The organism is Pseudomonas sp. PS01301 (genome assembly GCF_029960215.1).
In the GTDB taxonomy this organism is placed as follows: Bacteria; Pseudomonadota; Gammaproteobacteria; order Pseudomonadales; family Pseudomonadaceae; genus Aquipseudomonas; species Aquipseudomonas coleopterorum.
The window spans coordinates 145,660-160,011 of record NZ_JASCPM010000003.1 but is presented as its reverse complement, the minus strand read 5'-3'; the positions used below and the strand labels follow the sequence as shown (position 1 = coordinate 160,011).

The following is a 14,352-nucleotide window of genomic DNA, read 5'->3' as shown; positions in this document are numbered from 1 at the left end:
CGGCGCTCTGTTCGCGGCCGATGACCGCTCCTACAAGGAGTGCCGCGTAGGAGCGGTCCGTGGCCGCGAAGGGCCTCACCGGTTTCCCATGACACACAGTGGCGTTTTTTGCGGCCGGTGACCGTTCCTACGAGAAATGCTCGCACAGCGGCAATTTCAAATTTTCACGTTATATCGTAACATTCGCATCCCGATTTATTTTTGGATGCCTGCCCATGGCCGACGCTGCCCCTTCACCATCCTTTCCCAGTTCGCTTTCCACGGCCTCGACCCAAGCGGTATCACGCACGCGCATGCTGGCGATCGATGCACTACGTGGATTGGTCATGCTGTTCATGCTCGTCGATCATGTGCGCGAAACGTTTTTTCTGCATGTTCAGGTCAGCGATCCCATGGATCCGGTCAACACACCTCCCGAACTGTTCTTCACTCGCATCAGCAGCATGGTCTGCGCCCCGGTGTTCGTTTTCCTTACGGGCCTCTCGGCTTGGCTGTACGGACAATCCCATAGCCCACGGGAAGTCTCGATATTCCTCCTCAAGCGCGGACTGTTTCTGGTCTTTCTGGAACTGACGCTGGTCAACTTCGCCTGGAACGCGACTCTGGTGCCCACCACCTTGTGGCTGCAAGTGATCTGGGCCATCGGCCTGAGCATGATCGCGCTGGCCGCGCTCATCCATCTGCCCCGTACTGCGCTGGCGATCGTGGGTGTCGTCATCGTCGCCGGCCACAACCTGCTGGACGGCATCGTTCTGACCGCAGAGTCGCCCTTCTTCGAGATCTGGTCGATCCTGCACCAGCGCGCGTTCCTGGAAATCACCGAGTTCACCCGCGCGCGCACGACCTACCCCATCCTGCCGTGGATCGGGCTGATCGCACTGGGCTACTGCGCCGGCCCCTGGTTCGGTCGCGACGCCGACCCGGCACGGCGCCTGCGTCTGCTGCTGAACTGGGGTGTGGGTTTGCTCGTGGGGTTCATTGCCATCCGCTACCTGAACGGCTACGGCGAGAAGCCATGGAGCGTGCTGGACGACAACGTCCGCACCTTCATGAGTTTCATGTCGCTGACCAAGTACCCACCGTCACTGCTGTACCTGATGCCCACTATGGGCGCCGGGCTGCTGCTGCTAGCCTTGTTCCAGCGCCTCGAAGGCCGCCCGGTGCTCGAAGTGCTGTCACGCTATGGCGGCGCGCCGATGTTCTTCTATGTGCTGCACCTGCTGGTGCTCAAAGCCATGTACCTGATCGCGGTGCAGATCTGGGGCCTCAATCAGGGCAAGTACTACGGCTTCGACAGCCTGAGCGGGATCTGGCTATGGACCGTGGCACTGGCCCTTGCACTGTACTTTCCCACTCGCTGGTTCGCGCAACTCAAGCAACGCCGCCGTGACATCGGCTGGTTGAAGTATTTCTGAGCAAACCAGGGAGCATGCAGGCACAACCGCTGGCGCCGGGTAGACGACCGTTGATCGCTGCCCGTCCCCGCCTGCCGGGAAATAAAAGGCGGTCGCGCAATTTAAATGCGTAGAGGGGGTCCGACCGGTAGGCGTAGTGCTAATATCACCATGATGTCAAAATGACATGTCGTGACAGGAGGTCGCCGCTCCCCTCCTTGCTTGGATCCTTCATATGTTTGCAGCTGTTCCTGAAAACGCTACATCGAACACCGCTTTGAAAGGTCTGGTCCAGGCGGCAGCGGCGATCACTCAGTGTTGCGGCGGCTTGCTCATCGAGGGTCCGCCCGGTGCCTGGCGGGTGACCGCCGCCTACGGCACGACTCGGGACGTGCCGGTCGATGCGGCCACTGAGTCCTGGCTGCGCATGTTGATGTCCTACGGCGATGTGGTCGATATCGGTGACGGCTCGCCCTTCATCCATTCGGTCCCGGATTTCCTCGGGCCGCTCGCAGACACCTACCGTGTGTGCATCGCTGTGAAGGACAGCAGCGATGTCCTCGCCGGCATCGTCCTGCTGGCGCTGACACCGCCGTTCAAGCTGCTCAGCGCTGCGCAGATCTATGCGCTCAAGACCCACTCGGTCGCTCTGTACCACACCGCTCCGCACCCGGCGGTCAGCAATGGCCCCACCGGGGTCATCGAGCGGCTGCGCCTGCTGGAGTCGGTGGTCGTGCATGCCAAGGATGCGATCCTGATCACCGAAGCCGAGCCGATCGACCTGCCCGGCCCGCGTATCGTCTACTGCAACCCGGCGTTTCTGGCGACCACAGGGTTCAGCCTGGAAGAGATCGTCGGCAAGACACCACGCATCCTGCAATGCGAAGAAACCGATCGCAGCACCCTGGATCAGATCCGGAGCGCGCTGACCCGGTGGCAACCGGTCGAGGTCGAACTGATCAACACGCGCCGCGATGGCACCCGTTTCTGGGTGCAATTGAGCATCGTGCCCGTGGCCAACGAAAAAGGCTGGTTCACCCACTGGGTGTCGGTGCAGCGTGATATCAGCGAGCGCAAGGAAGCCGAAGAAGGCCTCAGACAAGCGCAGATCGACCGTGAGGAACAGGTGGCGTTGCGTTCTCGCCTGGTGGAGCGCGAGCGGATCGAAGAAGAGCTGACCTATGCTGCCTTCCACGACGACCTGACCCGGCTGAAGAACCGCGCCTACTTCATGGCGCAGATCCAGGAGGTCTTCAATCTGGCCCAGACCGAGCGCGATGCGGCGGTGCTGTACCTGGACCTGGATCGCTTCAAATACATCAACGACGGCATGGGCCACCGCGCCGGCGACATCCTGTTGCAGATCGTGGCGCAGCGACTGCAATCCTGCCTCACCGACAACGCTGTCCTGGCGCGCATCGGTGGCGACGAGTTTGCCATCCTTCACACCGGCCAGGCGTCCAAGCAGGCGGCCATCGAGACCGCAAAACGCGTTATCCAGGCACTCGGCGTCGCCGTCGAAGTCGAGGGTCAGGCGATCTTCACTTCGTGCAGTGTCGGCATCGTCACCCTCGACGCCGCGCACACGGGTGCCGAAGATCTGGTGCGCGACGCCGACGTCGCCATGTATGCCGCGAAGAAGCAAGGCCCGGGCAAATGGGCGCTGTTCGACCTGTCCATGCGCCAAGCGGCGGTGGACCTGCTGTTGATGCGCAATGCGCTGAAGCACGCCCTGGCGCGCGAAGAGTTCTACCTGGTCTACCAGCCCATTTTCCACGCCGGCTCGCGCCGCATCGCCGGCGTCGAAGCACTGGTTCGCTGGCAGCACCCGGTGCTCGGCAACGTACCGCCCGACGTGTTCATCGCTGTTGCGGAAGACATCGGCATCATCCACGAGATGGGCCGCTGGGTCATGCAGACCGCCTGTGCCGAGATCAAGCGCTGGGACGCCAGCCCCGCTGCGGGGTTGCGACTGAACGTCAACGTCTCGGGCGCCGAACTCAATCATGTGGGATTCGTGGCGAAGGTCGCGCAGATACTGGAAAGCACGTCGCTGAGCCCACGCGATCTGCAGATCGAAATCACCGAATCGGTGTTTCTCAACGAACCGGAAACCGTGGCCATTGCCCTGGCCGACTTGCGCAAGCTGGGCGTGCACATCGCACTGGACGACTTCGGCACCGGCTACAGCTCGCTGGGCTACATCGACCGCTACCCGATCGATTCGATCAAGATCGACCGTTCGTTCGTCACGCGCATGATGACCCACCGCCGCACCATCGCCATCGTCACCAGCATCCTGTCACTGGGCAGCGCGCTGGGCGTCGACATCGTCGCCGAGGGCGTGGAAACCCAGGACCAATTGGACCGCCTGCAATCGCTGGGTTGCCCGTTCGTCCAGGGTTACCTGCTCAGCCCGCCGTTGCGGGGCGAGGAGATGAAGCATTTGCTGGGGCTGCGCAACGAGGACTGAGCGCACCCGTGCGCCAGGCCAACACCAAGTAGCCTTTTGGAGCAGACAAAGGCTAAGCTGCGCGCTCAATGGAAAGGAGTCTGCAATGAAAGAATTGGCTGCGATATTGATCTTGGGCCTGCTAACCGGCTGCGCCTCCTACAGCGACAGAGGCACAGGCGAAGGCGGGCGTGAGATCGGTAGCAAGGGCTACACCGTACGCTGCGATGCCACCCCTGCCAATCAACCAGGCTGTTACTCTCCCCCGCCCTCCTACTCGTGGAACTTCATGAAGAACTTCCATCTCAAGCTGGGGCAGAACTGATCGGTTCGATTGGCTGCCCTCAAGGCTTCCAATGACCCCCTTCAACGATGACCAGATTGGGATCGGTGTCCGCTGGCAAGTCCTTGCGCACGTACTGGTCATAAAGCTTGAGCAGGGCTTTCTCTTCGCCAAGCTTTGCCAACTCCTCGTTCACCCAATCGCGCAACTCGGTGTTGCCCTTCTTCACGGCCGGCGCGATAGGCGCTTCATCACCCAGCTTCTCGGCAAGCACGCGATAACCGGGGTTCTGCTTGGCCCAGTTGAACAGCACCAGATTGTCCTGGGCGTAGGCATCGCCGCGGCCGCTGGCCAGGGCCTGCAGTGATTCGGAGTTCTTTTCGAACTTCAGCAACTTCCAGTCCGGGTGGTTCTTGGTCAACCACAGATCGGCCGTGGTGCCGGTGGTGACGATGGTGGTCTTGCCGGCCAGGTCATCGAGCTTCTGGACGCTGCTGGCATCGGCCACCAGCGCCTGCACGGCCACCCGCAGGTTGGGGTTGGTGAAGTCCACCACTTGGCTGCGCTCGGGGGTCACGGTCATGTTGGCCAGGATCAGGTCGACCTTGTCGCTTTGCAGAAACGGTATGCGGCTGGCCGGCTCGACGCTGACGAACTCGATTTTCTTCTCGTCACCCAGCAGGTCCTTGGCGAAGCGCTTGCCCAGGTCGGTGTCGAACCCGACGTATTCGCCTTGCTCGTTGACGAAACCAAAGGGCGGCTTGTCGCTGAATACCCCGACGATCAGTTTGTCGCGGGCCTTGATGGTTTCCAGGTAGCTGGTGGCAGGCTTCGCCGTCGCGGCCGGGGTGGCGGCCTTGGGCTCGGCCGGTTTGTCGCAACCGGCCAGCAGTCCAAGGGCGAGTACGGGTAGAACCAGGGCAGATTTGAAGTTCACGATGCTTTCCTTTTCGGCATGTTTTCTACGTAGGAAAACCTTTCCAGGAACTGCTGCGCGCGTGCGGTCTGCGGGGCGCTGAAGAAGGTTTCGGGATCGTTCTGTTCCGCGATGCGGCCGCGGTCCATGAACAGAATGCGGTCGGCCACCGCCCGGGCGAAGGCCATTTCGTGGGTGACGATGAGCATGGTCATGCCGCCCTGCGCCAGATCGAGGATCACCTCCAGGACTTCCTTGACCATTTCCGGATCCAGCGCAGCGGTGACTTCGTCGAACAGCATGACCTTGGGGTTCATGCACAGCGCCCGTACGATGGCGATCCGCTGCTGCTGGCCGCCCGAGAGCTCGCGGGGGTAGGCGTTGGCGCGCTCGGCCAGGCCAACCCGAGCCAGCAGCGCCTCGGCCTGCTGCCGCGCCTCCTGGGCATCGCGCTTCTGTACCTGCAGCGGCCCCAGCAGCACGTTCTGCAACACGGTCATGTGCGGAAACAGGTGATAGCTCTGGAACACCATGCCGATCTGCTGACGCACCCGGCGCCAGTCGGCATTGGCGGGCAGTCGCTGGCCATCGAAAGTGAAGGTGCCGCTGTGACCCAGCTCCAGGCCGTTCAGGCAGCGCAGCAAGGTACTCTTGCCACAACCGCTGGGGCCAAGGATCACCACCACTTCGCCTTCGCTCACGCGCAGATCGATGTCGGTCAACACTGGTGTGTCGGCGAATTTCTTGCTGAAGCTTGCGAGTTCGATCAATGCGCTCATGCGTGATTCCAGCGCCGTTCGAGCACGCGGGAGGCGGCCGACAGCGGATAGCAGACGATAAAAAAGAAGACGAACAGAAACCCGTAGATCAGCACCGATTCGTAGGTGCGCTCGATGATCTGCTGGCCGACCTTGGTGATGTCGACAACGCCGATCAGTACCGCCAGCGAGCTGGTCTTGAGCAAACGAGTGCAAACGTTGATGACCGGCGGGGTAAGGCGCTTGAGCGCCTGGGGCAGCAATACCCGGCCGTACAACTGGCCCAGGTCCAGGCCGATGGCCAGGCCCGCTTCGCGCTGCCCGCGGGGTATGGAGCGCAGCGCACCGCGCACGACCTCGCCAATCTCGCTGGCGCCCCACAGCGACAGCACCAGCACCGCGCACCAGAACGCAGGCAGGCTGACGCCGAAGAAGATCGGCAGGCCGAAGAAGAACAGGTACAACCAGACCAGTACCGGAATGGCGCGAAACAGCTCCAGGTAGACCCTCAGCGGCACGTCCAACCAGCGTTTGCCGAGGCTGCGCAGCACGCCATAGAGCAGGCCGCCGATACTGCTGAACAGGATCGCCAATGCGGAAATACCCAAGGTGCGACCGGCCCCGGTGAGCAGTTGCGGTGCCGATACCCAGAGCAACTCAAGACCCGAACTGGCCATGTTGGAGCCTCCTTTCCAGCAGACCCAGCAGCAACGACACCGGCAAGAACAACAACACACATAGGCCCGTCATCACCGCCAGCATCTCGTAGGTCTTGTAATACAGGGCGATGTAGCTCTTGGTGGTGTAGAGAATTTCCGGCACGGCAACGGCTGACACCACCGTGGTTTCCTTGAGCAGGAACACGAAGTTGGCGAACAGCGCAGGCAGGCTGAGAATGCCTGCCTGGGGCAGGATCACGTGGCGCAGCAGCTGCCAGCGCGACAGACCGATGGACAGCCCCGACTCGATTTGTGCCTTGGGCACCGCTTCGATACCGGCACGCAGGATCTCGGTCAGGTACGCACCCCCCATGAACGTCATGGCAATGACGGCCGCCGCGAAACCGGAAATCCGTACGCCCAGAGCGGGCAAGGCGAAATAGATGAAGAACAGCTGGATCAACAGCGGCGTGTTGCGGGCGAGTTCGACGTACAGCGGCACCAGCCGATGCAGCAGCGGAACCTTGAACGTGGCGATGGCCGCATTGAGCACCGCAACGGCGAGTGAACTCAGGATGGCTATCAAACCGACCTGCAGGGTGACCCCAACTGCCTGCACGAAGGCGGGAAGCGTGGACAGCGCAAACGCGTAGTCGAAAGTCATCGTCCGACCTTCAAACCGTTGGAAATGGACAAAGCGAACATCGGAAAGCGCCTGCGTATGACGTGCGGGCGGTGAGTGTAATCGACCGTTCCAGATCCAATTAATACTGAATAAACATAAGCTTAGACAGCGATCGCCCTCTGTTCCTCAGGTAGCGGACTTCTCCTGGCTCCCATGACGCCGGTTTTACCGAGCGCGGCTTGATGGCAACCTGAATCAACGTTACCGAGGCGATAGCCTGTCATGAAAGGTAACACTGTGATGCTGAAACCCACCGAGGCCTGAGGCGTGAGCACGAGCGGGGATGTCTGGACAGGCAGGAAGCAGAGCTGAACGCGACCTGACCACTGCGATGAGACGAGCGATGAAGGTGTGGGAATGAAACGTGCATGATCACGTCAGCCCGCTGTCTTTTCACCGAGGGACCCTGCCCCATGCGCCATCTCGACACAGACTGTCTTGCCGCCTTCGTTGCGGTCATTGATTACGGCGGTTTCACCGCCGCCGGTGAGCGGATCGGCAAGACACAAGCGGCCGTGAGCCTGATGCTCGGTCGGCTGGAGGCCAGGGTCGGCCGCAAATTACTGGAGCGCTCACGTCGCGGAGTGACCCTGACCGAACACGGCGAACGCCTGATCGGCTATGCGCGGCGTATTCAGATGCTCGAAGATGAGGCACTCACGGCCCTCGAATGTGGCCAGGAAGCCACACGCATCCGCATCGGCATGCCGGATGATTACCTGGAGACCCTGGGCTGTGAACTGATGCAGGCGTTCACGCAGCGTCATCCTCATCTTCAGGTGGAAATCATCTGTGATTTTTCCTCGCGTCTGGAAGCGATGATTGCCGAAGGCAGCATCGATATCGCCATCATCACCCGTGCCAATGGCAAGCTGCAGGGCGAGCTGCTGCGCTGCGAACCGATGCTGTGGTGCGCATCGCCAGAACACTTTCCCGAACAGCAACGCACCCTGCCGTTGTCGTTGTTCACCGACAGTTGCCGGGCAAGGCCGCAGATCATCGAAGCACTGGACCGCCTCGGTACGCCGTGGCGGGTGGTCAGTTCCTCATCGCATCTACCTGGCGTGATGCATGCTGTGCGTTTGGGTACGGCGGTCACGGTGCTGCCGGCGTCCGTGGTGCCGCCGGGCTGGCGAATTCTGCGCGGCGAGCAGTTTCCGGAACTGCCGAGCATCGAACTGGCGTTGCTGATGCCCGAGCATGCCTTGCTCAACACTCGCCGCCTGGCCCACTTCGTCCTTGACCGATTCCGGGCGGCGAGTGCGCCTCAGAGCAAGGCGATTGCGGCCTTGTAGCCGTCGAGCAGCATCTGCAGGGCCTCGTCGTCGTGGGCGAAAGTCAGGTAGACCCGGCCAAAGGCGAACGGCATGGTCATCACTCCCTGGCGACGCAAGGCCTTGTGCAGGGCGAGGGTCCAGTCGCTGTCAGCCACCTGCACGGCTTCGGCGTAGGTGAGCGGTGGTGTTGCAGAACGCCACAAGGTGAACACCGAGCCGTAGCCGGTGGTGCTGACCGCTATCCCCTTCTGCGCGAACGCAGCCACCAGATCGGCGCGCAGCTTGTCACCACGCGTAAGCAGAGCCGGGTAGTTAGCGCTCGCCAACTGTTTCAACGTGGCCAGTACCGCTGCGCACGCCGGCGGCGCGCCGCTGTAAGTCCCCGCACGGATGATCTTGCCCTGCTCGAACAACTCCATGTACTGCGGCTTGCCCACCAGGGCGGCCACCGGCACTCCGCTGCCGATGGCTTTGCCGACGGTGGCCAGGTCCGCTTCGGCGCCCAGCAGGGTACCGCTCAGACCAGGATGCAGGCGCAGCCCCATCAAGACTTCGTCGAGGATCACCAACGCGCCGTTGGCGTGGGCCAGGTCGCTGAGATGCTTCAGATAGCCTGGCGCCGGCACAATGCAGCCGGCATTGGCCAACACCGGCTCCACCACCACGGCGGCGATGTCGCCGCAATCGCGGAACAACTGCTCGGCATCTGCGAAATCGTTATAGCGCAACAGCAGCATGCCGTCCTGTTCAGGGCGCTCGTTACCCGCCATCAGCGCCGCCGGTTGCCCGGCGTTGCCAAAGGCCACCGCGTCGTACCAGCCGTCGTAACCCGCGGCGAACTTGGCAATGCGGGTGCGGCCGGTGGCTACCCGAGCGGTTCGGCAAGCCAAGTGCACCGCTTCACTGCCGGTGTTGACGAAGATCACTTGGCTGAGCTCACCAGTGAAGCGGGCCAGCGCCGCGGCGGCACTCTCTTCGTCGGCATGCGCGAACGAGGGCATCGGGCCATTGCGCAGGGCGGCGCTGCTGGCCGCGACGACCTGGGCCTGGGCATGGCCTAGCATCGTCGCGCCAAAGCCCATGGCGGTATCGACATAGCGCACGCCCTGCTCATCCCACAGCCAAGGCCCGTCACTGCGGCCGACACCGAAGGCCTGGCCATCGATTTCAGGCAAAGCGCGGCCGCCGCTGGAAATTCCACCGATCAAATGTTTCATCTGCAATTCTCTACACAATGAGGGGGCTCAGTAGCCCATGACACGTGGCAGCCACTGGGTCAGGCCAGGGAAGAAGACCAGTAGGGCGATGGCGAATGCGGTGGCGATCCAGAACGGAATCAGCCGGCGCGATACGGCACCGATTTCGATGCGACCGACGTTGCACACCACGAAGATATTGGTGCCGATGGGCGGTGTGAACAGTCCCCAGCCCAGCGTCATGGTGAAGATCAGGCCGATCTGGTAGGGCTCGAAACCGGCGGCCTTCGCCACGGGGACCAGGATCGGCGCGAGGATGATCATTGCAGGGCCCAGATCGAGCCAGAAGCCCACCACCTTGAGCACCAGAATCACCAGCAGAATGGTCATCAACGGCCCAGTGTGCATATCGACGATCCACGACGCCACGGTGTGCGGTACCAGTTCGAAGGTCAGTATCCAGCCGAACGGCATGGCCACGGCCATGATGATCATCACCGAGCCGGTAATCGTCACCGCTTCGGTCACAGCAGGGAACAGATCACGCCAGCCCAACTGTCGGTAGATCACGGTGCCCACCGCCAGCGCGTAAAGCACCGACAATGAGGCAGCCTCGGTAGCCGTGGCAAAGCCGGTCACGATCGAGCCCAGCACCATGATCGGCATCAGCAACGCCGGCAAGGCCCCCAGCAGGTCTCGCCGCAGTTCGGCCCAGTCCATCTTGCCCTCGACCTTGGGAAAGTGCTCGCGTACGCCGACCACATACGCCGTCACCATGAACACCGCCGCCAGCATGACGCCCGGGATGACCCCAGCCATGAACAGGCCGCCGATGGAGGTGTTGGTCAGCACACCGAACATGATCAGAATCACGCTGGGTGGAACGATGATGCCCAGGGTGCCCGACGCAGCGGTCACCGCGGCAGCGAAGGCCCGCGGATAGCCCCGCTCCTCCATCACCGGGATCATCACCTTGGCCACGGTGCCCGTGTCAGCGGTGGCCGAGCCTGTCAGGCCGCCATAGACAAAGGCGGTGGCAACGTTGACCAGGCCCAGACCGCCGCGCAGGCGACCGAAGCAATGTTCGGCAACACGCATGATGCGCAGGGTGAGTCCGCCGCGGTTCATCAACTCACCCGCCAGCAGGAACAATGGAATTGAAGCGAGGGTGGACGAGTCGGCGCCGCGCAGGGTTTGCTGGGCGAGCCAGGCCAATGGCAGGTGCAGATCGCCGAACAGCAAGGCGGCAATGGTGCCACCCGCCATGGCCCACACCACCGGTAGACCGGCGAGCAACAGGCACACGAATGCCAGGAACAAGATCAGGACGGTCATGGGCGAACTCCGCTACGAGTCAGGCGGATCAGGCGGATCAGCGCCAGGACGGCAAGCATGGCGGCGGCACTGACCAGCGCTGCCGAGCTCAGGCCCGCCGGCCAGCGCAGCACCGGCGTCGGCGCCCAACCGGTGCGCGCGATGAACGCACTGCCGCTGTACAGCAACCAGCCGCTGATGCTCAGCAAAGCGAGGCTGGCGAAGGCGTCCAGGCCTCGCTGCACAGGGGCTGGCAACAGGTTGACCAGGCCTTGGAAGCGCACGTTTTCATGGCGGATCTCGGCAATCACGGTGCCGATGAAGGTCACCCAGATGAAGCCGAGGGTGGCGATCTCGAATGACCATTCGAACCCATGCAGGTTGAAATAGCGCGAGAACACTCCTGCCAGGATGGCCAGGAAGGTCACGGTGAACATGACCGCCCCGGCCACTGCCAACGTACGCTCCGGCCAGCCCTTGGGCGGAAGGTCCGGGTGTTGGGAAATAGACATGGTTACTGGCCCTGGGCGTCGCGACGCAACTGATTGACGAAGTCTTCACCCCAGACCTTGCCGAACTGGGCGTAGACCGGGCCGGCCAGCTCGCGGAACGGGCCCGTTTCGACCTCGTTGAACTTCACGCCCTTGGCTTCCATTTCGGTCTTGATCTTCGCGTAGACCGCTTCGAGCTGGGAGCGATACCAGGCGGTGGCGTCAACGACGGCTTTGTCCAGCGCGGCACGTTCGCTGTCGTCCAGGCCTTCGTAACGGTCTTTGTTGATGAACCAGAAGTTGGCAGACCACACGTAGTTGGACACCGAGACGTTCTTGGCCACTTCGAACCACTTCTGGTCGTAGAAATCCCGCAGTTCAGGCTCGACCCCGTCCACCACGCCCGATTGCAACGAGGTGTAGACCTCGCCGAACGGGATCGACTGGCCCAGGGCGCCAAGCTGTTTGATGGTCGCCAGAATGACCGGGTTGGGCGGAGTGCGGATCTTCAGACCGTTGAGGTCAGCAGGCTTGAAGATCGGGTGCTTGCTGTTGGCGAACTGGCGAAAACCCGAGTCCAGGGCCGAGAGCATCACAAAGCCATGGTCCTGGCCCATGGTCAGGAATTTCTTGCCGGCCGGGCTATCCAGATAAGCATGGACCGCAGCGGCGTCCTTGAACAGGAAAGGCAGCGACAGGGCATTCAGGCGCGGGTCGATGCCGTCGGTCGAACCGCCCAGGCCGATATCGATTGCTCCAGCGCCGACCGAATCGACGATCGGGGCCTCGTCACCCAACTGGCCGTCCGGATAGAGCTGTACTTTCAGCTCGCCTTTGGTCTGTTCACTGACCTGCGCAGCGAAACGCACCATGGCCTGGTTGATCAGGCTTTCAGAGCTCGAGGCATGGGCCAGACGCAAGGTCTGCGCCGCCATCGCGCCGTTCGCGCCGATAAGCAGCGCCAGGCCGGTCAGGGCGCTGAGCGCTAGTTTTTTGCGGGGAAACGTTCCGAACATGGCAGCGACCTCTGGGTGAAATAGCGTCGAAGCTATTAATCACGACAGGTCGCTGGAGCGTCAATCGAGCGATGGCCTTTTGCGATTAAGATCTGAAATGTGACCATACGATTATTTATGAGAGCGCGAGATCCCCCTATAAAACCTAGTCGGATCGGCGTCAGGCAATGGAGGCCCGCCGGTCAAGCTCGCCGTGATCAAGCAGATGAAAACCATCGGCCACGGCGCCTTGAGCATCGCTTTCTGGTCTTCACCCAGGCTCATTTCGCTGCAGCTCGGAGCCGGTCAGGAAGGCAACCAATTCAACCCCCACCCTTTGATAATGGTTCTTATCTCGTTTAGATTAGCGTCTTTCTTTTCAGGACCCTTCCATGTTCGAGTTGCAGGCCGCGTCCTTCTGCATTCCCGAGTGCACCCTCCTGCACCCCCTCGACCTGACCCTGCCCCACGGCCAGATCATCGGTCTGATCGGGCACAACGGCTCGGGCAAATCGACCCTGATCAAGCTGCTGGCCCGCCAGCAAGCCGCCAGCCAGGGCACGGTGAAGCTCGATGGCGTACCCCTGGCAGACTGGAAAAACCGCGAGTTCGCCCGGCAGGTGGCGTATCTGCCTCAACAACTGCCCGCCGCCGACGGCCTGAGCGTCCGTGAACTGGTGCGCTTTGGCCGCTATCCGTGGCATGGCGCGCTGGGACGCATGAGCGAAGAGGACCATGCTCAGGTCGAACAGGCCTTGGAGCTGACCCACACCCGCGCCTATGCCGAGCGCCTGGTGGACAACCTCTCCGGCGGCGAACGCCAGCGGGTCTGGCTGGCCATGCTGCTGGCGCAGAACAGCCGCTACCTGTTGCTCGATGAACCGACCTCGGCGCTGGACATCGCTCATCAGATCGAAGTGCTGGGCCTGATCCGTGAACTGAGCCACAAGCTGGACCTGGGCGTGGTCGTGGTGCTGCACGAGATCAACATGGCCGCGCGTTACTGCGATCACCTGGTGGCGTTGCACAGCGGGCGGCTACTCGTTCAGGGGCCACCGGCTGAGCTGATGAACGCTGAAGTGCTGGAGTCGATCTACGGCATCCGCATGGGGGTCATGGCGCATCCGGGCGATGGCTCGGCGATCAGCTTCCACTACTGAGCGCGACTGCCGGACTGAATCAGGCCGGTACCCTGACGGGATTCACCTTCAGCGGGCAATTGCCGCACAGCTTGAGCTCGGGCAAGAGATAACGCACACAGCAGACCTTGCGCTCGCGGCGCAAGGTGGGTTGGCCGCTGGCGTCGTCGATGGGCAGGTAGCGCACCGGCTGGAACAGCGGGTTGCGGGTGCCATCGGGGCGTGTCTTGGTTTCCAGCAGAGCGCGGCCTGGCGCAAGCCGTTCGGCGGGCATGCCGGCCTTGGCCATCAGGTTGAGCAGGTTTTCGAAGTAGTTGCCGGCGTTGCTCCACAGCACCTTGGGCGAGAGCTTAGTCTGGCTGGCGAGGGCCTGGAACAACGGCTGCAGGTGATCGTCGAGCAGGCCTGCGAACAGCTCGAACGGCTCGTTCACATCGGCGGCGAACGGCGTGCCTTTGTCGCTCAGACGAAAGCCTTGCGGCAGCGCGCCGTCGTCCAGCAACAAGGCCGTGTCGGCCAAACCCAGCGGCAGGCGCCAGCGCAACAGCAACGTGGCGCCCATCACCGGCGGCAACAGCTTGACGATGTAGTGCTTGGCCCACAACGACACCCAGGCACGGCGATCATCTCCGCTGTAGCGCTGACCGAATCGCCGCTGAAGCTCGGCGAAGGCATCGGGCGCCAGCAGCTCGTCGTACACCGTGGCTGGCCGCGGATCGTCGGCCAGCACCAACACATCCCGGTAGGCTTCGAAATCGCCGCGAAACAGCGGCGCAAGCACGTCTATCATCAG

General features: G+C 62.3%; 14 protein-coding genes. 5 read left to right on the top strand and 9 right to left on the bottom strand.

The features are described 5' to 3' along the window. Window positions 1-293: 293 nt before the first annotated feature. The 3 genes from QMX89_RS02650 (at window position 294) to QMX89_RS02640 (ending at window position 4,171) form a co-directional block, all read left to right on the top strand. Window positions 294-1,415 carry a heparan-alpha-glucosaminide N-acetyltransferase domain-containing protein gene (locus QMX89_RS02650; RefSeq protein ID WP_282346624.1) on the top strand — a complete coding sequence of 374 codons (1,122 nt, stop codon included), beginning with the start codon at window positions 294-296 and terminating at the stop codon, window positions 1,413-1,415. A 214-nt stretch (window positions 1,416-1,629) separates the two neighbouring features. After that, window positions 1,630-3,867, top strand: coding sequence for a GGDEF domain-containing phosphodiesterase (locus tag QMX89_RS02645; RefSeq protein WP_282346580.1), 2,238 nt, complete (start codon window positions 1,630-1,632; stop codon window positions 3,865-3,867). Between the two features lie 85 nt (window positions 3,868-3,952). After that, a complete protein-coding gene (locus QMX89_RS02640; RefSeq protein WP_282346579.1) occupies window positions 3,953-4,171 on the top strand; it encodes a hypothetical protein in 219 nt (72 codons plus the stop codon). A gap of 19 nt (window positions 4,172-4,190) precedes the next feature. On the opposite strand, the gene QMX89_RS02635 is transcribed toward QMX89_RS02640, so the two are convergent. From QMX89_RS02635 to QMX89_RS02620, 4 genes are read right to left on the bottom strand one after another with little or no spacing between them, the layout of a single operon-like run. Beyond that, window positions 4,191-5,069 carry a transporter substrate-binding domain-containing protein gene (locus tag QMX89_RS02635; RefSeq protein ID WP_282346622.1) on the bottom strand — a complete coding sequence of 293 codons (879 nt, stop codon included), beginning with the start codon at window positions 5,067-5,069 and terminating at the stop codon, window positions 4,191-4,193. After that, window positions 5,063-5,824, bottom strand: a complete 762-nt coding sequence (locus QMX89_RS02630; protein ID WP_056842402.1) for an amino acid ABC transporter ATP-binding protein — start codon at window positions 5,822-5,824, stop codon at window positions 5,063-5,065. Before QMX89_RS02630 ends, QMX89_RS02635 begins: the two co-directional genes overlap by 7 nt. Next, a complete protein-coding gene (locus tag QMX89_RS02625; protein WP_056842401.1) occupies window positions 5,821-6,480 on the bottom strand; it encodes an amino acid ABC transporter permease in 660 nt (219 codons plus the stop codon). Before QMX89_RS02625 ends, QMX89_RS02630 begins: the two co-directional genes overlap by 4 nt. After that, a complete protein-coding gene (locus QMX89_RS02620; protein WP_282346578.1) occupies window positions 6,461-7,126 on the bottom strand; it encodes an amino acid ABC transporter permease in 666 nt (221 codons plus the stop codon). The genes QMX89_RS02625 and QMX89_RS02620 overlap by 20 nt, the downstream gene beginning before the upstream one ends. Window positions 7,127-7,560: 434 nt before the next feature. On the opposite strand from QMX89_RS02620, the gene QMX89_RS02615 reads away from it, so the two are divergent. Beyond that, window positions 7,561-8,442 (top strand): LysR substrate-binding domain-containing protein, encoded by an 882-nt coding sequence (locus QMX89_RS02615; protein WP_049859999.1) that lies wholly within the window; start codon window positions 7,561-7,563, stop codon window positions 8,440-8,442. Here QMX89_RS02615 and QMX89_RS02610 read toward each other — a convergent pair. Genes QMX89_RS02610 through QMX89_RS02595 form a run of 4 tightly spaced genes read right to left on the bottom strand, consistent with a single transcriptional unit; the run spans window position 8,415 to window position 12,441 of the window. After that, entirely contained in the window at window positions 8,415-9,641 is a 1,227-nt protein-coding gene (locus QMX89_RS02610) for an aminotransferase class III-fold pyridoxal phosphate-dependent enzyme (RefSeq protein WP_282346577.1), read from the bottom strand. The two genes, QMX89_RS02615 and QMX89_RS02610, sit on opposite strands and share 28 nt — an antisense overlap. A gap of 27 nt (window positions 9,642-9,668) precedes the next feature. Then, a complete protein-coding gene (locus QMX89_RS02605; RefSeq protein ID WP_049859998.1) occupies window positions 9,669-10,955 on the bottom strand; it encodes a TRAP transporter large permease in 1,287 nt (428 codons plus the stop codon). Beyond that, window positions 10,952-11,446, bottom strand: coding sequence for a TRAP transporter small permease subunit (locus tag QMX89_RS02600; RefSeq protein WP_049859997.1), 495 nt, complete (start codon window positions 11,444-11,446; stop codon window positions 10,952-10,954). Before QMX89_RS02600 ends, QMX89_RS02605 begins: the two co-directional genes overlap by 4 nt. 2 nt (window positions 11,447-11,448) lie before the next feature. After that, window positions 11,449-12,441, bottom strand: coding sequence for a TRAP transporter substrate-binding protein (locus QMX89_RS02595; RefSeq protein WP_282346576.1), 993 nt, complete (start codon window positions 12,439-12,441; stop codon window positions 11,449-11,451). Window positions 12,442-12,812: 371 nt separating this feature from the next. Between QMX89_RS02595 and QMX89_RS02590 the strand changes: the two genes are divergently transcribed. Beyond that, window positions 12,813-13,580 carry an ATP-binding cassette domain-containing protein gene (locus QMX89_RS02590; protein ID WP_056842396.1) on the top strand — a complete coding sequence of 256 codons (768 nt, stop codon included), beginning with the start codon at window positions 12,813-12,815 and terminating at the stop codon, window positions 13,578-13,580. 19 nt (window positions 13,581-13,599) lie between these two features. On the opposite strand, the gene fhuF is transcribed toward QMX89_RS02590, so the two are convergent. Beyond that, window positions 13,600-14,349, bottom strand: coding sequence for a siderophore-iron reductase FhuF (gene fhuF, locus QMX89_RS02585; RefSeq protein WP_282346575.1), 750 nt, complete (start codon window positions 14,347-14,349; stop codon window positions 13,600-13,602). Between the last annotated feature and the right edge of the window lie 3 nt (window positions 14,350-14,352).